The following is a 20,804-nucleotide window of genomic DNA, read 5'->3' as shown; positions in this document are numbered from 1 at the left end:
CGCGACTGCGTGACCGATGCTTATTGATACGAAAGTCGCCGAGGGCGTCAGGATGCGTCGGCGATGGCCTCGATCTCCAGGGCGGCGCCCTTCGGAACGTTCCCGACCTCGACGGCGCTGCGCGCCGGCGGCTCGTCGTCGAAGTAGCCGCCGTACGTCTCGTTCATCTCGTCGAAGTCCTCGATGTCGTCGAGGAAGATGGTCAGTTTCAGTGCATCGCCGAGGTCGAGCCCCTCGGATTCGAGGATGGCGGCCACGTTGTCGAGACACTGTTCGGTCTGGACGGCGACCGACTCGTCGTCGAGCAGCTCGCCGTCGGTCGTGAGCGGGAGCTGGCCGGCGGTGAAGAGGAGGTCGCCGTTCGTCGTCGCCTGACTATACGCGCCGACGGCCGCGGGGGCGTCGTCGGTACTGATGATCCGTTTCACGGTCGGCCTGTCCGTCGGGAGCGGAATATACGTACCGACAGCGACCGGCGAGATCGGGGCAAACACGAAATATAAGACAGATTATACGATGTGGTCGCGTCTCGACCCCGGGGGTCCCCCCGCGGTGGAAGTTTTATGCCCCGACTCCCGAGAAGGGACAGCATGGCCGGGGAGCCGCCGGAGGAGCTGCCGGATTCGGCCCTCGAGCGACTGTTCTACGACGCCGACCGGGTTCGCCTCGTCGACTGGCGGCGGGTCTCCGGCGCGAAGCCCGCCGTCCTCGCCACCGGCGTCGCGACCGTGCTGGCGTTCGTCGCCGGGCTCTCGAACCTCAGCCAGCCGAGCGTTCCGCTCGACGGACCGCTCGCGGCGGTCGTGCCCGCGGCCGGGACCTACGCTCAGTTCGCTGGGGTGCTCTGTGCGTTCGCGCTCGGGCCGATCACGCTCGGGTTGAACCGCGGGAAGGCGCTGGCGTGGTACGCCGCGCTCGCCGTGTTGCCGGCGGTCGGCGTCTTGCCGCTGGTGACGCTCCAGCCGACCGACGTGCCGCTGCTCGCCACGGTCGGCCTCGCGCTCCCGCTGTTGGTGTGGAACCGGGAGCGGTTCGACGAGTCGCTCGACCTCTCCTCGCTGCAGATCGCCGCGCTGGCCGCGGTCCTCGGCGTCGTCGTCTACGGCAGCGTCGGCAGCTACGGGCTCCAATCGGAGTTCACGAACCTCTCGTCGTGGAGCGACGCGGTGTACTACGTGATCGTCACCATCGGGACGGTCGGCTACGGCGACATCACGCCCCTGTCAGCCAGGGCCAAGTGGTTCTCCCTCTCGGTGATCCTCTTCGGCACGGGCGCGTTCACCATTGCGGTGAGTTCGCTCGTCGCGCCGGCGATCGAGTCGCGGATGGCGGCCGCATTCGGAAACATGAGCGCATCGGAACTCACACTGCTCGAGGACCACGTGCTGGTGCTCGGCTACAACGACCTGACGGAACCGCTCCTCGAGGAACTGGGCGACGGGACGGACGTGGCCGTCATCACCGACGACGGCGACGCCGCGAGCCACCTCGAAGCCGAGGGGGTGAACGTCCTGACCGCGGACCCGACGGACGACGCGGCGTTACACGACGCGAACGTCGGCACGGCACGGGGTGTCGTCGTCGCGCTGACCGACGACTCGGAAGCCGTGCTGGCCGTCGTCACCGCTCGGAAGGCGAACCCGGACATCCGGATCGTCACCGCCGCGAGCGACCGCCAGCAGGCGGACAAGCTCCGTCACGTCGGCGCCGACGAGGTCATCAGCCCGACCCGGATCGGCGGGCGGCTCCTCGGGCGAACCGTCCTCGGCGCGTCGGCGCTGTTCGACGGGGACGATCAGGACGACGACGCGACCTGAGCTGTGACCCTCATCGGCGGTACGCCTTTGCCCCTCGGTACCGAGTAGCGAACGATGAGTACCGGCACCGGCGGGGCCGAACGGACCCTTCGGCAGCTCCTCGCGCCGACGTGTGCCCTTTCGGGCGCGGTGGTCGCGGCCGGCTTCTTTTTCCCGTCGTTCGTCGGGTCGACGGTGGACGGCCGGGGGTGGCTCGTGATCTCGCTGCTGTTCTTCGGTTCCGGGCTCGGTTACCTCGCCGTGCTCCCAGGCGGGACCGAGGAGGAGTCGAACGCGGCGGCCTACCTGTTGCGCGTCCGCCGGGCGACGCTGCGCGAGGCCGTCGGCGAGTTCCTCGCCCGCCACGATCCGGTCATCCTCGGGGTTCCGGTGGCGACGTTCACGCTGTTCTTCGCGCTCCAGTTCGTCGCCCCGTCGGCGACCGTCGGCGCGGTCAACGCCGTCCGCGACGTCCTCCTGCGGGACACCGGGCCGCTGTTCCTCGGGGCGATGCTACTCGCCGTCTGTTACTGTGCCGTCCTGCTCGTCGGCCCGTGGGGGGAGATCAGGTTGGGCGGGCCCGACGCCGAGCCGGCCTACACCTACCCGACCTATTTCACGCTGGTCTTCACCGCCGGTATCGCCGCCGGCATCGTCTTCTGGGGGCCCGCGGAGGCACTGTTCCACTACGGGACGCCACCCCCGTACTTCGGCGCGACGCACGAATCCGCGGGGGCGGTCGGGCCGGCGCTGACGTACGCGCTGTTCCACTGGGGGGTCTCCGCGTGGAGCGCCTACGCCGTCATCGGCGTTCCCATCGCCTACTTCGTCTTCCAGCGGGGGGCCCCGCTGCGCGTCTCGACGATTCTGGCGCCGTTCCTGGGCGTGGACGGGCTCGACTCCCCCGCCGCCCGGCTCGTGGACACGCTGGCGGTCTTCGCCACCATCGGCGGGATCGCCACCTCCGTCGCGCTGGTCGGCCAGCAGTTCCTCACGGGCGTCGGTTTCACGTGGGGGGTCGAAACCGGGAGCTCCGGGCCGCTGCTGTTCGTCGGGGGGCTCACGCTGATCTACGTGCTCTCGGCGACGACCGGCGTCAACCGCGGCATCCGCCGGATCGCCGGCCTCAACGTCGCGCTGTTCGGGCTGTTCGGGCTCCTCCTCCTCGCGGTCGGCCCCCGGTCGTTCGTCGCCGCTCAGGGGACGGCCGCGCTGGGCTCGTACCTCGGGAACTTCGTCCCCATGAGCCTCTTTCTCGGGGATGAGTGGGTCGCTTCCTGGACCGTGTGGAACTGGTCGTGGTGGTTCTCGTGGGCCCCCTTCGCCGGCCTCTTCCTCGCCGCGCTATCGCGGGGAATGAAGATCAGGACGGTCGTGTTCACCGGTGTCGTCGCGACGGCGGCCGCGACGATGGGCTGGTTCCTCCTGATGGGTGGCACCTCGCTGTTCGTCCAGCGGCGCGGGGCGGTGGACGTGCTCGGACGGATGGCCGCCAGCGAGGGTGCAGAGGCCGTCGCCGGCTTCCCCGTGCTCGCCGCGCTTCCGCTCGGCGAACTGCTCGTGTTCGCTTTCCTCGCGTTGATCGTCGTCTTCATCACGAGCTCGGCGGACACCTCGACGCTGGTCGTCGCCGTGCTCTCCTCGGAACGGGGGCTCGCTCCGACCCCCGGCAGCATCGCCTTCTGGGGTGGGTTCCAGGGCGTGGTGGCCGTCTCGGTGCTTCTGCTGGGCGGCGGGGAGACGCTGCAGGCGATGGCGGTGCTCACCGGCGGCCCGTTCGCCGTGCTGTCGGTGGTCGCACTCGCCGGGCTCACGCTCACGTTCCGGCGGGAGGAGGGTGGTCACACCTCGCCGGTCGTGCGGCTCTGGAACAAACTGCCCACGATCCACGGCCACCACGACGTCGACCCGTCGAAGGAGGACTGATCGCGCCGGTCACACGAGGACGGTCAGCGGACAGGACCGCGGCTACAGGCAATCACATAAAGAAAATTATATGTCGTGCTTCGAGCCTGCGAACGCACCTGAGGCGGCTCAACCGGCGCCTCCGTCCCGATCCACCGTCGTCGCCGGAAGCTATTTCTTCCTGATTCGAAAACTCCAGTTGAGGCGAGGGAAATGTACGAGAGCATACTGATCCCGTACGACGGGACGGACGAAGCGCAGAAGGGGGCTAAACACGGTATCGAACTCGCGGCCGCGCTGGGCGCGTCGGTACACGCGCTGTACGTCATCGATCTTCCGGGGGCGCCCCGGGCGCTGGCACTGCGCGACGACGAGGAGGAGATGCGCGAGGAGTACCGGGAGTACGGCGAGGAGGTGCTCGGGAACATCTGCGAGTACGCCACCGAACGGGGGGTCGACTGTGAGACGGCGTTCCGCACCGGCACGATCTCCGAGGAGATCGTCGACTACGCGGAAGGTTCGGGGATGGACGCCATCGTCATGGGGTCCGCCTACCGGGGGAAACTCGGGGGGATCCTCGGCGGAACGACCGACAAGGTCGTCCGCACGTCGACGGTTCCCGTCATCACCCACCGGATGCAGGTCGACGACTAGGTCGCCGGATCACCCCTCCTGAGCGAGGGTTTCCCGGACGTAGATGGCGATGCTCGCACAGAGGAACGCGGCACCAGCGAACCCGAACCGGCCCGCAGTCATCAGCCACAGCGCGAGCGCGAACAGTCCGATCGCAACGACCACGAGCACCGCAGGGAGGATCTCGGCCATCACCCCGGAGAGGCGTGGCCCCCACGTATAGTTCCCCCGCGTAGCGGCTACCTGTCGCCGACGTAGGAGTGTTTGAACTCCCAGTGATACCGGCAGGCGTTACAGGTGGCCCACTCCGGAATGTCGAACTGCTCGGGATGCCGCTGGCCGTGGAGCATCCGGCTGCCACAGATCGGACAGGTGAGGTGAAGCAGCTCCAGGTCGGTGAACTCCTCGTATTCGAACTCCGCGACGCAGCGCGGACAGTCGATGCTGTCGCGTGCGTTGTGCTGGAGGATGTCGCTCCCGCATCGGGGACACTCAAGCGTCGCCGGCGGTCGCTTCGCCCACCCGTCGTCCCCCTCGTACGTCGTCGTCGCCGTATCGACCGAGGAGAGGTCGAACTTGTTCGGGCCGTCCCCGCGCTGGAGCGGTTTCGCGACCCGCTGCCCGGCGGTTTTCAGCGTCCGGAACAGGGCCCGCAAGGCGCTTGACACGACGTGGTAAGATAGGGGAGCCGGAAGGATAAGTGGCTCGCCGTATCGTCCGCGTCACACACGACAGCGACGCGAACGAGGCGGTGTCCGGTCGCGGCGGGTGGCCACACCCGACACCTTTTCACGGCGCTTCGCCCACGTGTGGGGTATGACTCCGTTCGGCCCTGCGGCCGTCGACCCCTCGATCGTCGCCGACGGGCCCGGGATCGTCAGGGCCGTCGTCTCGTTCGTGGCGGTCTTGCTCGGCGGGACCGCGTTCGTCGCCTGGCGGCCAGCCATCGTCGACCGGGGAGTCGATCTCGCCGTCGAGGAATCCCTTCTCGTGGTCGGCTACGGGCTGGTCGCGTTCGGGCTGGTCGCGTTCATCGGGGTGTACGCCGCCCTGCTGGCCGCCCGCGTGCGTATCGGGGTGATCGCGTGGCTCGCCGTCGCGGCGCTCCTCGTGGCGGTGCTCCTCGTGGCGGCGCTCGGCTACGTCGTCGTCGGAACGTGGCTCACCGGCGTCGAGGGGGCGCGTCGCCCGTGGGTCGGCGCGGTGGTCGGGGCGGTTCTCGGCGCCCTCCCGTGGCTCGTGCTGCCGCCGCTCCCGGCCGCCGGCGTCTGGCTCGTACTCGCCGCGGTCGGACTCGGCGGGCTCACGCGACGGTGGATTCACGCTGACCGGGAGGTAACTGATCGAACCGTCGGCTGAGTCGGCGGCAAGCTTCTTCGCCACAGCGGCCGTTAGAATGCGTATGCGTCCCGTACCGCTCCAGTTCGGGGGCGGACTGCTCGAGTCGGTCGCCCAGGCCGCCGCGATCGCCGCGAGCCTCGTGCTCGTCCTCATGGTCGTCGCGCTCGGCACGTACGCGTACAAGCAGCTCCGCGGCGGCGGCGTGGAGTGGCCCGACGAAGAGCCCGACGACGGGGAGGTCAGACACGGCGACAGCGACGACGAGTGGAAGTACTACTGAGGCGGTGACGGTGCCGGGCTGGCGGGAGCGGCGTCGCTGGCCGGCCGGTGGGGTCACCGAAAGAAAGGTCCGCGTCGACGGCCGCTCAGTCGCTGCTCACGGAGTCGTCCCGTTCGGAGATGTCCGTGACGGTCTCCTTTCCGGAGGTGACGACGTCCACGTCGTCCGCGGCGGTCATGTCCTCGATGCGATCAGCAAACGCCTCCGATTCGAGGATCTCGTACTCATTGTCGAGTCCGAGATAGACGGTGTAACACATCAACGTCAGGATGACCGCGAACGGTAACCCCGTCGTGATGGCTGCCGTCTGGAGCGCGGTCAGCCCGCCGCCGATGAGCAGCAGGGCGGCGACAGCACCCTCGGTGACCGCCCAGAAGACGCGCTGGGTCTTCGGCACGTCGTGCTTCCCACCCGAGGTCAGGTGGTCGACGACCAGCGACCCCGAGTCCGAGGAGGTGACGAAGAACGTGATGACGAGCAGCGTCGCGAGCGACGCCGAGATGGCGCCGAGCGGGTACTGTTCGAGCATCACGAACATCCCCAGCGTCTCGAAAGCGGCGTACCCCATCTCGTTGTACGCGCCGACGACCGCTCCGGCACCCTCGCTGGTGACGGAGTCGGCCAGCGCACTGCCGCCGAACGTCGCGAGCCAGATCGTCGAGAACAGCGACGGGAGGAACAGCACCCCGATGACGAACTCGCGGACTGTCCGCCCCTTCGAGATGCGTGCGATGAACATCCCGACGAACGGCGACCACGCGATCCACCAGCCCCAGTAGAACACCGTCCACGCGGTGACGGTGCCGCCACCGGCAGCCATCGCGCCGCGGAAGAAGCCGAGCTCGACCACGTTACCGAAGTACGCGCCGAGGCCCTCGATCCAGGCCCCGAGCACGAAGATGGTCGGCCCGACGAGGAGGAGGAAGGCGAGCAGCACGAACATCAGGTAGAGGTTCAGCGTGCTCAGCCGCTTGACCCCGCCGTCGAGCCCGGCCGCGACCGACAGCGTCGCGATACCGGTGATGCCCGCGATGAGCACCACTTGGACCAGGGTGTTGTTCGGGAAGCTCCCCAGGACGCCGAGGATCTCGACCGAGACGTACTGGATCCCGGAGTTCACCTGTGCGACGCCGAGCCCGAGCGAGGTCGCGAGCCCGAACAGCGTCGCGAACACCGTCACGAGGTCGATGATGTGGCCCGCCCAGCCGTAGATCCGCTCGCCGAGCAGTGGCCAGAAGATCGACCGGAACGTGAGCGGTAACCCCCGATTGAACGAGAAGAACGCGAGGCCCAGACCGACCAGCCCGTAGATCGCCCACGGGTGGAAGCCCCAGTGGAAGAACGTCTGGGCCATCGCCGCCGTCGCGGCCGCGCCGGTCCCGGCTTCAACTCCCCAGTAGCCCGGGGGGCTCGTGAAGTAGAACACCGGCTCCAGGACGCTGAAGAACATGAGGCCGATCCCCATGCCGGCGCTGAACAGCATCGCCATCCAGGAGAAGTCGCTGAACTCCTTTTCGGCTTCCACGCCGCCGATCCTGATGTTCCCGTACTTGCTGAACGCGAAGTACAGCAACACGACGATGAAGATGTTCACCACCAGCAGGTAGAACCAGCCGAACGTGTTCCCGATGAAGTTGAACAGCCAGGTGTAGCCGGCCGCCACGTCGAGCCCGAACTCCGGCCCGAGGATCGTGAGTGCGATGAACGCCGCGATGAGGACTAGCGCGACCGGGAACACCACTGGGTGAACGTCGAACCCGTACCCTTGGTAGTTGGTGTCCCCCGGCTCGCGGTCGGATTCCGGGTGGAACAGTTCCACCTGCAACCCGTCAGACATCTCGCCCGTGGTTTCTTTCTCACCGTCAGCCATACTGTACCCCTCCGTCGTCGGTTCCGTTGTTCCGTATCATTTCGTCCCTCCGTTCGCGTTTCGCGTCCGTCGGTTGCCGTCGGTTCCGTCGTGGGGTGACAGTATCCGGGCACCGCGCCACGGTGGCCGGTTCCCCCAATGTCGACTGTCACCGATTATCATGTGACTTTGCCTCATAGGGTTCTACGAGCTTTCGAGGATAAGCACCCGGGTGGAATAGTTGGGGTGTTTAAGTACTTTGTGGCAGCCGTCGTTCGTCTCCCCGAGTCGGTCACGGATTCAACTAGCGTCGACGCGGTTCACAACGTCGACGGGGTAGCCGTGGTCCGTAATAGCGTCGATCACCGACCGCGCGTGGCCGGAGCCGGTCGTCTCGACCTCGAAGACGAGATACGCCTCCCCGATGTCGAGGTCCTCCACGGCGCGGTCGTGGCGGACGGTGTGGATGTTCGCGTCGTGCTCCGCGATCACCGAGGAGATCTCCGCCATCCGGCCCGGCCGATCGTCGATGTGGACGCGGAGCCGAAGCATCTGTTCGCGCTGGGTCAACGCGTGGATGAGCACCGCCCGCAGCATCGTCATGTCGAGGTTTCCGCCGCACAACAGCGGGACGACGACCTCCCCTTCGACGTCGAGGTCGTCGCCGATGACGGCCGCGACCGAGGCCGCCCCCGCGCCCTCGACGACCTGCTTCGCCCGCTCCATCAACAGCAACACCGCCTCGGCGATCTCGCTGTTCGTCACCGTCACGACCTCGTCGACGTGCTCCTCGATGATCGAGAGGGTGAGTTCGGAGATACCGCCGGTCGCGATCCCGTCGGCGATCGTGTCGACCGAATCGAGGGTCTGCGGGATCCCCTTCTCGAGGCTCTCGGGGACCGTCGCCGCGCCCGTCGCTTGGACCCCGACGATCCGCGTCTCCGGGTTGCGTTCGGCGAAGGCGGTCGCGATGCCGCTGATGAGCCCACCCCCGCCGATCGGGACGACGACCGTGTCCGCCGCGGGGACGTCGTCGTGCATCTCGACCCCGAGGGTCCCCTGTCCCGCGACGGTCAGCGGGTCATCATAGGCGTGGACGAACTCGACGCCGTCGCCGTCCGCCTGTCGCTGCGCGTACTCCATCGCAGCCTGGAAGTCGTCCCCGACGAGCTCGACGGTCGCGCCGTACCCGCGGGTCGCGTCCACCTTCGTCTGGGGGGCGTTCTCCGGCATGACGATCGTCGCGTCGACGCCGAGCGTCGTCGCCGCGAGCGCGACCCCCTGCGCGTGGTTGCCGGCGCTCGCCGCGACGACGTGCTCGACGCCACCCTCGCCCACGCAGTGTTTGATCTTGTTGTACGCGCCCCGCGTCTTGAACGAGCCCGTCCACTGGAGGTGTTCGAGCTTCAGCTGTATCTCCTCGGCGCCGGTCATCTCCTCCAGCGACGTGCTCCGCTCGACCGGCGTCTGCTTCACGACCCTCGGGTCGTCGAGCCGTCGCTGGGCGGCCTCGATGTCGGCGAATTCGACTGTGTCGGTGGTGTTCCGGTCCATGCGTAGTCGGTTCGTGGTAACGGCCCGACTGGTCGCCCACTCGCTCCGACCGCCATATAAGCTTCACGGATACCACTCCGCAGTCTGTCGGTTTCATCCCGCACGGACAGGACGTTCGACGAGAACAAGACGTCTCACATCACGGAGACGTCTCGCCGGCCTCAGGGGAGGTCGACCGGGTGATCGTGCTGCAGGCTCGCGGCTTTCACCGTGTTGTACAGGAGCATCGTGATCGTCATCGGCCCGACGCCGCCCGGGACGGGCGTGATCACGTCGGCGACCTCCTCTGCGCTCTCGAACTCGACGTCGCCGACGAGTTCGTACCCCTTCTCCGTGTCTGCGTCGACCCGGTTCACGCCGACGTCGATGACCGTCGCGCCCTCCTTCAGCATCGAGCCGTCGATCATCTCGGGGACGCCCGCGGCCGCGATGACGATGTCGGCCTCGCGGGTCTTCGCCGCGAGGTCGCCGGTCCGGGAGTGACACACCGTCGTCGTGGCGTTGCCGCCGTCCGCCTTCTGGATCAGCAGGTTCGCCATCGGCTTCCCGACGATGTCCGACCGGCCGACGACGACCGCGTCGGCCCCCTCCGTCTCCACGTCCGCGGCGTCGAGGAGCTTCTGGACGCCGTGGGGTGTACAGGGTTTGAACCGCGGGTTCCCGGCGACGAGCCGCCCGACGTTCTCCGGGTGGAACCCGTCCACGTCCTTCAGCGGGTCGATGCTGCGCAACACCTCGCGGTCGTCGACGTGATCCGGGACCGGCATCTGCACGAGGATCCCGTTGACTGCGGGGTCGTCGTTCAGCTCCTCGACCGTCCCGAACAGCTCCTCGGCCGGTGCGTCGGGGTCGAGCTCGCGGTGGATGCTGTCGATGCCGACCTCCTCACAGGCCTTCATCTTCATGGAGACGTACGTCTCGCTGGCGGGGTCGTCGCTCATCAACACCGTCGCGAGCCCCGGCGTCACCCCCGCGTCCGCCAGGTCGTCGATCCCCTCGCGGAGGCCGTCCCGGATGCGGTCGCCGACCGCGTTCCCGTCCAGTACGTGCGTCACGATCCTCTCACCCGTCCGCTCGTCGTCGTGTGTTCGTCGTTCATTGGTGTCACCCGGTGGCCGCCGTCCGGCGCCCGAAGCGCGTCGTCCGACCGTCCCGGTGCGACCGATAAGAATGGTCGGGTCGACGGCCCCGTGAGCGGCCACCGTACCGCCGATTCCATAACGTACCAGCGCGCTAGCACGTATAGTTGCGCGGCCGTCGTGACCGGCACGCTCGGCGGGCAGTCGAAAAACGGCTCTTACTCCCGTTTTCGACACTCTCGGGCCGTCAGCGCGCCGGTATCCGTCTCGTTTCTCCCCGTTATTTATGTAGGACCGGTTTCCACGGGTAAAGGATGGCAGACGACCCGTCACAACAGGCGATGGACCACCCGAACCATCCACAAGTCGACCAGTCGGACCGGACAGTCCCGAGGAACCTGCGGCAGACGGGCGACCCCGGCATCGAGATGCTGGTGTCGACCCGCGTGCGGAAGTCACCGTTCTTCCACAAGTCGTTCAACGAGGAGGGCGCCTGGCGGGCCACCGTTTACAACCGCCTCTACCACCCGCGCGGCCTCATCGAACCCGAGGACGGCGGCGTGATGAAGGAGTACGACGCGCTGACCAACGACGTGACGCTGTGGGACGTGGCCGTCGAGCGGCAGATCCGCGTGAAGGGGCCGGACGCGGAAGCGCTCACGAACTACGTCGTCACGCGTGACGTGACGGGCATGGACGCGATGGACGGCAAGTACGTCATCCTCTGTAACGAGGACGGCGGCGTGCTCAACGACCCGGTGTTGCTCCGTCCCGAGGAGGACGAGTTCTGGTTCTCCATCTCGGACTCGACGCTGATGCAGTGGCTCCAGGGCGTCAACGTCGACAACGACTTCGACGTCGAGATCGACGAGATCGACGTCGCGCCGATGCAGATTCAGGGGCCGAAAGCCCTCGATGTGATGGTCGACGTCGTCGGCGACGAGGTCAAGGAGATCCCGTACTACGGCCTCATGGAGGCCGAGATCGACGGGGTCGACGTGCTTATCAGCCAGACCGGCTTCTCCGGCGAGGAGGGCTTCGAGATCTACGTCAAGGAGGCCTCGAAGTACGCCGAGCGCGTCTGGGATCCCGTCCTGGTGAGCGTCAAGGATCACGGCGGCCGCCAGATCGCGCCGGGCCACCACCGCCGCATCGCCGCCGGCATCATGTCCTGGGGCCAGGACCTCGACCACGAGACCTCCCCGTTCCAGGTGAACCTGGGCTACCACGTCCCGGACGACAAGGACGCCGACTACATCGGCAAGGAGACGCTGGAGACGCAGAAGGAGCAGATCGAGAACGGCAACTACCCGTTCGAGCACAAGCTCGTCGGGCTGAAGATGGCCGGCGAGCCGATCCGCGACTACGCGCCGGACTTCTGGCTCATCTCCGACCCCGAGACGGGCGAGGAGTGCGGCTACCTCACCTCGCCGTGGTGGAACCCGGACCTCGAGACCAACATCGGCATGGGGTTCGTCCCGGCCGAGAAGCTCCAGGAGGTCACCGACACGCCGCTCAACGACGAGATCTACGACGAGGCCCCCGATCTGGAGTTCCAGGTCCACCTCCCCGACGAGTACTCCGAGGAGCCCGGCGAACCGACGTTCGCCACGGTCGCGAAGGTACCGTTCAAAGAGTCCGTCAACCCGAGCGCACGCGAGCAGGCGAAGTTGAACGCCCGCAAGGAAGCAGAGGAGTAACCGACGCCCGAACGCCGCGCCTGGGCCGCGTCCGCGGGACGACGCCCCGGCGGGGACCCACCCGGCCGCCGACAGGAACACCGAACGAATGTCACTGGAATCACCACCGACGACCGACGAGGGGGTACAGCAGCTGCTCGCGGAGCCGAAGTTCGAACTGATGCCGTTCGACAGCATGGCCGAGCAGCTCGACCAGCTGCCCGACGGCGCGACCATCGCGGTCACCACGTCGCCGACGCTGGGGATCGGCGCGACCGTCGAGTGGACGGAGACGGCGGCCGAACAGGGGTACGAGATGGTCCCCCACATCGCGGCCCGGTACGTGGAGGACACGGACCACCTCGAGGAGATCGCGCGCCGGCTCACCGAGGCCGGCGTCACCGACATCTTCGTCCCCGGCGGGGACCGCGAGGAGCCGGCCGGCGAGTTCACCTCCGCCCAGGAACTGCTGGTGGCGCTCGACGACCTCGACTACGAGTTCGAGGACGTCGGCATCACGGGCTACCCGGAGGGCCACGAGTTCCTCTCCGACGAGACGCTCGCCGAGGCAATGGAGAAGAAGGAACCGTACGCTACCTACATCGTCACGCAGCTCTGCTACGATCCCGACGCGGTGATCGCGTGGATCGAGGAGATCCGCGAGCGCGGGGTCGACCTCCCGGTCGACGTGGGGATCCCCGGTGTGATGAAATACCAGAAACTGTTGAACATCTCGAAGAAGGTCGGCGTCGGCGACTCGGTGAAGTTCCTCCGGAAGACGACCGGGGTGCTCGGCTTCGTCAAACAGCTCATCGGCTCACGGGGGATGTACACCCCCGACCGGCTGATCGACGGGCTCGCGCCGTACGTCGGCGACCCCGAGTACGGCCTCCGGAACGTCCACGTCTACACGTTCAACCAGTCGGCCGACACCGAGGACTGGCGCTACGGCCGGCTGGACGAGTAGCCGCACCGGGAGCGTCTCGGAGAACGCCACTCGTGTTCTTCCACGCGACCGACGTGATGGATACAGACGCCGAACTCAACGCGAAGCGTCTATTCCTTTCATGTATTCGATACTCGGTCAACCATTCGTAAAGGAAGATATGTGAATCTCCTGTTTCGTCCCTCCGTAGTTAAAATCCACCGAAATCTCCAAATCCTATTGCTCTACCCACAGTAGCGTTGATGGGGGGGATGCCAATGTCTCAGGGGTTGGATATCCGGGACGTTTCGGTGGTGTACAGTGCTCCGATGTGGAGGATCACGAAGAAGAATATCGCGGTCGCCACGGGGGTAACAGACGACGGCCGACAGGTGCAGGGGATTGGCACGAATCGATGGTCGGGCGATACGGCGATGGATGCGGCCATCGAAGACCTCAAGCAGAACGTCACAGAGAGGGATTTCTCCTTCCGGATCGTTGCCTTCGAAGGTGGGTACGCAAACGTTCGGATCGAGTTCCTGGATGAGCAGGGCGTCTACCGAACGACAGGTTCGACGCGGGGGTTGACCGGGAACAAGCGGGTCGAAATCAATGCCTCAAGGGACGGGCGGAGTGTGAGCGCGAACAACGACGAGAGAGGATTTTCGTGGGATAACGTTGGATTCGAACGGAGAGACTGGTCGGAAATGCTCGAGGGCGCATTGGACTCCGCCGCTTCGAGACTTGACCGCGTCGGGACGACCACAGTTTAGATGTGCCCATCGAGGCGGTCAATTCGGAGGGTGTCTCGGTCAATCGGTAGTCGTTGTGCCCGATGGAAACGAGGTCGGGGACTGGATGGCCGTCGTCCAACTCACCCGGAAGACACTGCTAAGAAGGGGAGACACACGTACGACGCCGCTTTCCTCGCACAGCGGTAACCAGCAGTATCAGGAACAGTCGCTCTGATGGAACCGCACGTCGTCATCATAGACGTCGATGCGAACGCCGATTTCATCGACCTCACCCTGCGAACATGTGGGTTCGTACCGGTAGCGGGCTGCCCGGTCGGCATCGATGAACGAAACCTGGACAGCGTACTCCCTCGAGGGAGCAAACGAATCCGCACGCCACATGTCCTCCTCGCCCGCCATTGTCGGCAGGGTTACGCGCATCTGGTAGACGGCCCGGTTTTCCTCGTCGGCACCAGCGGGCAACACCACGAGTTCGATGTCAACAGGTGTGTCGCGGTAGTTGGCGACAACGAGATCCATGTCAGGGCGAGATGTGAAGACCGACGCACAGCCAGAGAGACCCCCGATGACTCCGGCTGCGGCAGCTCCGAACAGATGACGGCGCGTCATGTTCGAGCAGCGCTCCAGTCGCCTCGAACCTTCACCCGCTGTCATACCCGTATTAAACACGCTCCACTGTAACAAATACTGGCCTGTAGTGCACTTTCTGAAATCACTACACGGACCGTGATTACCGAATGTGTAGTGGCTACCCGACAGTCGACTCGCCGCCGACAGGGAGAAAACAACTCGGCGGTGACGAGTGTACGACACGCACGCCCGGAGACTCACGGCACGATCCCACTCAGTCCGTCGGCTTCCGCTCCTGTTTCGGGTGGTCGGCGACGTAGACGCTCGTGTGGTCGGGGACGTCCTGGGTCACCCACGAGTTCGCGCCGATGCTCACGTGATCGCCGACCGTGATCGGGCCGAGTACCTTCGTTCCGGCCCCGATGACGACGTTGTCGCCGACGTCCGGGTGGCGCTTGTATCCCTTCTTCAGCGCCTTCCCGTCGGTCTCGTCCTCCTCGAAGTGGAGCGCGCCGAGGGTGACGTCCTGATAGATCCGGACCCAGTCGCCGACCGTCGCGGTCTCGCCGATGACGACGCCGGTCCCGTGATCGATGAAGCAGTACTCCCCGAGCTCCGCGCCGGGGTGGATGTCGATGCCCGTCACGGCCTTCGCGTACTCCGTGAGTTCGCGGGCGTACTCGGGCGCGTCCGCCTCGTAGAGGGCGTGTGCGACCCGCTGGATCATCACGGCGTGGAAGCCGGGGTACGAGCGGATGATCTCGAGGTAGGTCTTGGCCGCGGGATCGCCCTTGTAGGCGGCCGTGATGTCCTTCTTGAGTTGGTCGCGGATCCGCGGGAGCTGGTCGAAGACGCCGTCGACGATCTCCGTCGGGTCCGCTCCGGTGTACGGTTCGATCCCGGCGGCGAACAGCCCGCCGAGCTCGTTCAGCTGCGCCCGCACCTCGGCCGGGTCCTCGGTCAGGGGCCCGGCGTTCCAGCAGGCGGGAAACAGCAGCCGTTTGAGCACGTTCACCTCTTCACACCGGTTCGTCCGCGGGGGGAAGGTGGTCCCGGACGGCGTCGGGAACGGGTCCTCGTCGGCCCCGTATGCCTCGAACAGTTCGGTGCTCGCCGTCCCGTCGTAGCTGTACTGCATGTTCCGAACGTTCCCTCCTCGGGGAATAAAGGGCGTCGGCGGCAGCCACGCCCGCGGCTCGAGCGCGTGCGAGGTCTACAGCGGTGGTGCGGGATCAGATCCGTTCGAGGATCGCGTCGCGGGCGCGCCGCGCACACTTCCGCCCCGTCCGGGGGAAGTAGAGGGTGTTCTCGTCGACGGGGTGACTCAACAGGCCGCCCTCGGCGGGCTCGACGCCGGCTTCGACAAGCTGGAGGTGGCCGCTCAGGAACCCCGGGTCGTAGACGACATCGCGGATGTCGGCCATCGGGAGCGTCTTGTCCTCGAACATCGACGCCCCAGATCGGTCGATCCGCACCTCCGTCTCATACACCGACAGCGTTCCGCCCTGCAGGTCACAGCTGAGGATCGGGCTCTCGTCTCCCCCGGTACTCATCGTCGTATCGAGGACCGACCGGGGAAAAAGGGTATCGGCGCCACCGGTCAGTGCTCTTCGTCGAGGAGGAGCGCCTCGATGAGTCGCTTCGAGCCGCGTCGGAGCCGGCCGCTGACCGCGGTCGGCGAGATGTCCATCACGGCCGCCAGGTCCTCGAGCGAGCTCTCCCGCGGCTCGTCGAAGTAGCCGCGGTCGAACGCGGCCAACAGCGCCTCCCGCTGGGGTTCGGTCAGCCCGAAGTCGGTGTCCCGCTCGTACCCGTCGACGTGGTTGAGCTCCATGATATCGAGGTGGATCCCGCGCCCCTCGGCGTACTCGTTGAGCGCGTACAGCCCGTCGTGATCCTTGAACTGGAGGTCGAGCACCCACCCGTTGAGGTGGCTCGACGCACCCATCGTCAGCCCGCCGACGTCAGCGAGCGGGGGCGAGAGGAGCTCCGTCTCCTCGCTGTACTCGATGCGATACGTCCCCGTCTCCTGCTGTTCGAACACCAGTGAGAACGAGGCGACGGTGTGGTCCGCCTCCAGCAGCGTCTCGAGTCGATCGAGGTCGCCGGTCTCGACTTGGAAGAAGTAGACGTCGTTGTCCGGGTCGGTGCTCGCGTCCGTGACCACGGAGATCTCGGTGTCGGCGTCGGACCTGATCGTCGGCGTGAGCGCGAGGTTCTCGTGTTCGGCGTAGATCTGCGTCGAGATCACTGGCGGTTCCCTCTCAGCTCTTCGGTGGGCCCTACGGACCGGTGTCGACCGGTTCCGTTCGACTGCTGGCCAGCCACCGCCCTAACGGTTCGGTTCGTGTGGCGCGTCCACGCACGAGCGCTCACCGCCGGTCCTCCGCGCCGATGCTCGCCGCGACCAGCGCGTACATCCCCCGCCGCAGTCGCCCGGCCACTGCCGTCGGAGAGAGCTCGAGCGTCGTCGCAAGCTCCTCGAGCGAGACTTCGCGCGGCTCGGCGAAGTACCCCTCACCGTAGGCGATGACAAGCGCTTCGCGCTGTTCGTCGGAGACGGACACCGGGCGGTCGTACTCGCCCTCAGAGGGACCCCGTTGGCGGATGTTGAGGATGTCGAACGTGAACCCGGCCTCGCTCGCGTACTGCCAGATCTCGTGGAGCGCGTCGCCGTCCGGGAGGAGCCAGCGCTCGTGCCACATCCGCGTCGTCTCCCCGTCGCCGGAACTCCGGGCCTCGACGACGAACCCGTCCCGCCCGGTCACTTCCGGGGCGAGCAGGCGCGTGTCGTCGGTGAACTCGACGCCGACAAGCTGTTCGTCGCCGAACCCCGGCATCGGCTCGACCGCGGCCACCGAGTGGTCCGTCTCGAGGGCGTCGCGAGCCGTCTCGGGGTCGACCCCCGCGAACTGGAAGACGTAGATGCTCCGCTCCGGCGTGGTGCTGGCCTCCCGAACGACGGAGATCCGGCAACCGGAGAGCCGCTGGAAGGTGTCCGTGAGCGCGCCGTCCGGGTGGACGAACCGGACCTCTGCGATGAGTGGCATGGATTGCCCAGTCGACTACCCTATGGGTAGGCCGTGGTATAACTCAATCCCTCCAGCTACCGGACGGTATCCCGGAGCGCCGCCCTCGTCACCCCTGCGGCAGCTGCTGCAGCCGGCCGATTATCTCGTCGCGGCTGATGTCACGCTCCGCCTCGGTCGCGAGCCGCCCCACCACGATGTCGAGGAGGTTGAGCTCGCGGAGGACCTCCAGGGCGTCGTCGCGTTCGAGCCCCATGTCCTGTTTCACCTCGTAGATCGTGTTCGAGCGACGGACCGTCTCGATGAGCGTCTCGACGGTGATGTCCTCCGGAAGCCCGACCCCGTCCGCCAGGATCACCGGGGTCTCCGTCCCGTCGCCCGCACCCGCGGTCGGTTCCTCGCCCGTCCGGTCGGCGCTTGCCCGCTTGTCGCCTGCCGGCGCGTCGTCCCCCGTATCGTAGCTGTTCGGCTGGTGGATGTCGTAGTCGATCATGTAGCGGCGGACGGTCTCGGCCGTGACGTCCATATCGAGCGTCTCGGCCATCTCCGCGAACGTATCACAGCGGTCGTACACGTCCGCGAGCAGCTCCGGGTTCCGGAACGGCGGCACCTCCGGCTCCGATTTGGACCCGCCGTCGTCGATCGCCGCCGTCGTCCCCGGGTCCGGGGCCGGGGATTGCCGCCCACCGTCCGTCCCCCCTGTGCTGTCGGTCGCGGCGGGTTCTGCGGCCGTCGGTACGGACGCCGTCAGCGAGACCGTCACCGTGCCGTCCGCGATCTCGGTCCCCGTGGTCTCGACCGAGACCGGCCCCTCCCCGACGGGGACCACGGGTTCGTCGGATTCGAGCGTGAGTCGGAGCGACCCGTCGCCGGCGACGTCCACCGCCCGCAGGGTCGTGGGCTCCCCGTCGTTCGCGGTGAGCGGGAGCGTGAGGGTCACGTCGGCGGCGAGGGACCCGTCGCCGTCCGGACCGTCCGCGAACTTCACGTCCGTCACCCGGCCGTACGATTCACACTCCTCGAGGAACCCGCCCAGTTCTCGAAACGCCTTCGATACGAGCATGTTAGTCGTTACCACTAATGGGGGATGAACGGCGTATCAAGGTGCGTGCTGAATAGTGGCTATGTTTATAATACCCCTCTCGATCGGCCGAGGCCGTCTTCACCGGAGAGGCCGCCGAACGGACGGTTCCGCCACGCGAAACGCTTTAGTCGCCATCAATCCGATTTCCCCCATCAGCAACCGGCTGCCGGACCGGAGTATCATGTCGAACGAGTCACCACGCGTCGTCACGACCGAGGCCGCGTTCCGCGAGGCCGCGAGCGCCGCCGGTGTGCGCGTCCCCGTGGAGGTCCGTGTCGAGGTCGCCGACCCGTTCGTCGCGTACCGACGCGCCCGACGCGAGGAAGGGAAGTCGCCGGGCAACGGCGTCTACCTCGAGACCACCGGCGGCCAGTCCGGCTGGAGTTACTTCGCCGTCGACCCGGTCGAGCGGCTGCAGGTGGGGAGCGACCTCGTCGATCGCGACGGGACGGACCCCTCGCCGACGCTAGCCGCGCTCACCGACCTGCTGGACGGTGAGACGCTCGTCTGCGGTGACTGCGACGTTCCCTACCCCTGCGGCGCGTTCGGCTGGCTCTCCTACGACGTGGCCCGCGAACTCGAACGGCTCCCCGACACGACCGTCGACGACCGCGGGCTCCCGCGCCTGCAGGTCGGCGTCTTCGACCGCGTGGCCGCGTGGGAGGAACCCAGGTCGGGCGAGACGACGACGATGCGCGTGACCGCCTGTCCCCGGGTCGGCGACGACCCGGTCGCGGCGTACGAGCGGGGGCGCGAGCGGGCGCTCGACCTCGCACGGACCGCCCTGGCCGGGGATCCGTCCGTGGGCCCGCCGCCCGCCGAGGGCGACGACGTGACGTTCGAGAGCGACTGTTCGCGGGCGGCCTTCGCCGACCGGGTCCGCCGCGTCAAGGCGTACATCCGCGACGGCGACACGTTCCAGGCGAACGTCTCCCAGCGGCTCACCGCGCCGGCGGCCGTCCATCCCGTCGCGGCGTACGACGCGCTCCGACGGGTGAACCCGGCGCCCTACTCGGCGCTGCTGGAGTTCCCCGGGGTCGATCTGGTGAGCGCATCGCCGGAACTGCTCCTCGAGCGGGACGGCGACCGGCTCCGGACCGAGCCGATCGCCGGGACGCGCCCGCGCGGCGCGACTCCCGAGGAGGACGCCGCGCTGGAGCGTGACCTGCTGGGCGACGAGAAGGAACGCGCCGAGCACGCGATGCTCGTCGACCTCGAACGGAACGACCTCGGGAAGGTGTGTCAGTACGGGAGCGTCGAAGTGACCGAGTATCGCCGCGTCGACCGGTACTCCGAGGTGATGCACCTCGTCTCGCTAGTCGAGGGGGACCTCGCCGAACCGTACGACCTGGCGGACGCCATCGCCGCGACGTTCCCGGGCGGAACCATCACCGGTGCCCCCAAGCCGCGGACGATGGAGATCATCGACGAGGTGGAGTCGAGCCGCCGCGGCCCCTACACTGGGTCGATCGGCGTCTTCGGCTTTGACGGCAGGGCGACGCTGAACATGACCATCCGGACGCTCGTCCGCCACGGCGACGAGTACTCCCTCCGCGTCGGCGCGGGCATCGTCCACGACTCCGACCCGGACGCCGAGTACGAGGAGACGCTCGACAAGGGCCGCGCGCTCATCACCGCGCTCGACGAGGCGCTCGGGGAACGGACGGACATGGAACTGGGCGCCGTCGACGAGGGGGCCGCTGACTGATGGTGCGCGTCCTCGTCATCGACAACTACGACTCGTTCGTCTACAACCTCGTCCAGTACGTCGGGGAAGCGGTCGGCGCGCCGGACGAGGGGACGGTGAAGGTACGACGCAACGACGCCATCGACGTCGACGGCATCCGCGAGCTCGACCCGGACGGCATCGTCGTCTCGCCGGGCCCCGGCACGCCGACGGCGGCCGGCGTCTCGGTGCCGGTGTTCCGCGACCTCTCCTACCCGACGCTGGGCGTCTGTCTCGGTCATCAGGCGCTGTGTGCGGCCAACGGCGCCGCCGTTGGGCACGCCCCCGACGTGGTCCACGGGAAGCCATCGACCATCAGCCACGACGGGCGGGGCGTCTTCGCCGGGCTCCCGGCGGAGTTCTCGGCCGGCCGCTACCACTCGCTCGCGGTCGAGCGCGACGACCTCACGGACGCGCTCGTCGAGACCGCACGCACCGAGGACGAGCGCGAGGTCGTGATGGGCGTGCGCCACACGACGAAGCCACACGAGGGCGTCCAGTTCCACCCCGAGAGCATCCTCACCGACGTCGGAATGCAGCTGGTCGAGTCGTTCGTCCGGTCGTGTTCCGGCGGCCGCGCCTGACCCGCTCCCGCCCCG

The 20,804-nt window shown here is 67.3% G+C and carries 22 protein-coding genes; 10 read left to right on the top strand and 12 right to left on the bottom strand.

All coding sequences use genetic code 11. The annotated features are described in order from the left end of the window. Positions 1–47: 47 nt before the first annotated feature. A complete protein-coding gene (locus BUE16_RS07570; protein WP_073308194.1) occupies positions 48–428 on the bottom strand; it encodes a Rid family detoxifying hydrolase in 381 nt (126 codons plus the stop codon). Between the two features lie 162 nt (positions 429–590). On the opposite strand from BUE16_RS07570, the gene BUE16_RS07565 reads away from it, so the two are divergent. The 3 genes from BUE16_RS07565 to BUE16_RS07555 all read left to right on the top strand — a co-directional run bounded on the left by BUE16_RS07565 (position 591) and on the right by BUE16_RS07555 (position 4,355). Next, a complete protein-coding gene (locus BUE16_RS07565) occupies positions 591–1,817 on the top strand; it encodes an NAD-binding protein (protein ID WP_073308192.1) in 1,227 nt (408 codons plus the stop codon). Between the two features lie 54 nt (positions 1,818–1,871). After that, positions 1,872–3,722: a BCCT family transporter gene (locus BUE16_RS07560; RefSeq protein WP_073308190.1), complete on the top strand. Its 1,851-nt coding sequence runs from the start codon at positions 1,872–1,874 to the stop codon at positions 3,720–3,722. Between the two features lie 192 nt (positions 3,723–3,914). After that, entirely contained in the window at positions 3,915–4,355 is a 441-nt protein-coding gene (locus BUE16_RS07555) for a universal stress protein (RefSeq protein ID WP_073308188.1), read from the top strand. 9 nt (positions 4,356–4,364) lie between these two features. Here BUE16_RS07555 and BUE16_RS16660 read toward each other — a convergent pair whose 3' ends face one another. Beyond that, positions 4,365–4,526, bottom strand: a complete 162-nt coding sequence (locus BUE16_RS16660) for a hypothetical protein (protein ID WP_159435744.1) — start codon at positions 4,524–4,526, stop codon at positions 4,365–4,367. Between the two features lie 47 nt (positions 4,527–4,573). After that, positions 4,574–5,002 carry a hypothetical protein gene (locus tag BUE16_RS07550; protein WP_079991545.1) on the bottom strand — a complete coding sequence of 143 codons (429 nt, stop codon included), beginning with the start codon at positions 5,000–5,002 and terminating at the stop codon, positions 4,574–4,576. 148 nt (positions 5,003–5,150) lie between these two features. Here BUE16_RS07550 and BUE16_RS07545 point away from each other — a divergent pair, with 148 nt between their 5' ends. Together BUE16_RS07545 and BUE16_RS07540 are read left to right on the top strand one after the other, a co-directional pair. Beyond that, positions 5,151–5,693, top strand: a complete 543-nt coding sequence (locus BUE16_RS07545) for a hypothetical protein (RefSeq protein ID WP_073308184.1) — start codon at positions 5,151–5,153, stop codon at positions 5,691–5,693. Positions 5,694–5,736: 43 nt separating this feature from the next. Beyond that, complete coding sequence (locus BUE16_RS07540; RefSeq protein WP_073308182.1) at positions 5,737–5,955, top strand: hypothetical protein; 219 nt, start codon at positions 5,737–5,739, stop codon at positions 5,953–5,955. Between the two features lie 85 nt (positions 5,956–6,040). On the opposite strand, the gene BUE16_RS07535 is transcribed toward BUE16_RS07540, so the two are convergent. The 3 genes from BUE16_RS07535 to BUE16_RS07525 form a co-directional block, all read right to left on the bottom strand. Further along, positions 6,041–7,825 carry a BCCT family transporter gene (locus BUE16_RS07535; protein ID WP_073308180.1) on the bottom strand — a complete coding sequence of 595 codons (1,785 nt, stop codon included), beginning with the start codon at positions 7,823–7,825 and terminating at the stop codon, positions 6,041–6,043. A 279-nt stretch (positions 7,826–8,104) separates the two neighbouring features. Continuing rightward, entirely contained in the window at positions 8,105–9,358 is a 1,254-nt protein-coding gene (ilvA, locus tag BUE16_RS07530; protein WP_073308178.1) for a threonine ammonia-lyase, read from the bottom strand. Between the two features lie 161 nt (positions 9,359–9,519). Then, the gene (locus BUE16_RS07525) at positions 9,520–10,413 is read right to left on the bottom strand and encodes a bifunctional methylenetetrahydrofolate dehydrogenase/methenyltetrahydrofolate cyclohydrolase (protein WP_073308480.1); all 894 of its coding nucleotides are present in this window, start codon (positions 10,411–10,413) and stop codon (positions 9,520–9,522) included. A gap of 338 nt (positions 10,414–10,751) precedes the next feature. Between BUE16_RS07525 and BUE16_RS07520 the strand changes: the two genes are divergently transcribed. The 3 genes from BUE16_RS07520 to BUE16_RS07510 all read left to right on the top strand — a co-directional run bounded on the left by BUE16_RS07520 (position 10,752) and on the right by BUE16_RS07510 (position 13,814). Further along, positions 10,752–12,137, top strand: a complete 1,386-nt coding sequence (locus tag BUE16_RS07520) for an aminomethyltransferase family protein (protein WP_073308176.1) — start codon at positions 10,752–10,754, stop codon at positions 12,135–12,137. Between the two features lie 88 nt (positions 12,138–12,225). Beyond that, positions 12,226–13,083, top strand: coding sequence for a methylenetetrahydrofolate reductase (locus BUE16_RS07515; RefSeq protein WP_073308174.1), 858 nt, complete (start codon positions 12,226–12,228; stop codon positions 13,081–13,083). A 236-nt stretch (positions 13,084–13,319) separates the two neighbouring features. Beyond that, positions 13,320–13,814, top strand: coding sequence for a hypothetical protein (locus tag BUE16_RS07510; RefSeq protein WP_143165389.1), 495 nt, complete (start codon positions 13,320–13,322; stop codon positions 13,812–13,814). A gap of 177 nt (positions 13,815–13,991) precedes the next feature. Here the strand turns inward: BUE16_RS07510 and BUE16_RS07505 are convergent, their stop codons facing one another. The 6 genes from BUE16_RS07505 to BUE16_RS07480 form a co-directional block, all read right to left on the bottom strand. After that, the gene (locus BUE16_RS07505; protein ID WP_073308170.1) at positions 13,992–14,315 is read right to left on the bottom strand and encodes a hypothetical protein; all 324 of its coding nucleotides are present in this window, start codon (positions 14,313–14,315) and stop codon (positions 13,992–13,994) included. A gap of 325 nt (positions 14,316–14,640) precedes the next feature. Beyond that, positions 14,641–15,504 (bottom strand): serine O-acetyltransferase EpsC, encoded by an 864-nt coding sequence (gene epsC, locus BUE16_RS07500; RefSeq protein WP_073308168.1) that lies wholly within the window; start codon positions 15,502–15,504, stop codon positions 14,641–14,643. Between the two features lie 94 nt (positions 15,505–15,598). Next, entirely contained in the window at positions 15,599–15,919 is a 321-nt protein-coding gene (locus BUE16_RS07495) for a hypothetical protein (RefSeq protein WP_073308166.1), read from the bottom strand. A 47-nt stretch (positions 15,920–15,966) separates the two neighbouring features. Further along, a complete protein-coding gene (locus tag BUE16_RS07490) occupies positions 15,967–16,617 on the bottom strand; it encodes a helix-turn-helix domain-containing protein (protein WP_073308164.1) in 651 nt (216 codons plus the stop codon). Positions 16,618–16,738: 121 nt separating this feature from the next. Then, the gene (locus tag BUE16_RS07485) at positions 16,739–17,416 is read right to left on the bottom strand and encodes a helix-turn-helix domain-containing protein (protein WP_073308162.1); all 678 of its coding nucleotides are present in this window, start codon (positions 17,414–17,416) and stop codon (positions 16,739–16,741) included. 88 nt (positions 17,417–17,504) lie between these two features. Then, positions 17,505–18,458, bottom strand: a complete 954-nt coding sequence (locus BUE16_RS07480; RefSeq protein WP_073308160.1) for a hypothetical protein — start codon at positions 18,456–18,458, stop codon at positions 17,505–17,507. 202 nt (positions 18,459–18,660) lie between these two features. Between BUE16_RS07480 and pabB the strand changes: the two genes are divergently transcribed. Then, the gene (gene pabB / locus BUE16_RS07475) at positions 18,661–20,187 is read left to right on the top strand and encodes an aminodeoxychorismate synthase, component I (RefSeq protein WP_073308157.1); all 1,527 of its coding nucleotides are present in this window, start codon (positions 18,661–18,663) and stop codon (positions 20,185–20,187) included. Further along, complete coding sequence (locus tag BUE16_RS07470) at positions 20,187–20,789, top strand: anthranilate synthase component II (protein ID WP_073308155.1); 603 nt, start codon at positions 20,187–20,189, stop codon at positions 20,787–20,789. The genes pabB and BUE16_RS07470 overlap by 1 nt, the downstream gene beginning before the upstream one ends. The last annotated feature ends 15 nt before the right edge of the window (positions 20,790–20,804 follow it).

The sequence above is a fragment of the Halobaculum gomorrense genome (assembly GCF_900129775.1).
Classification (GTDB): domain Archaea; phylum Halobacteriota; class Halobacteria; order Halobacteriales; family Haloferacaceae; genus Halobaculum; species Halobaculum gomorrense.
This window is presented reverse-complemented; position numbering and strand designations above follow the sequence as displayed.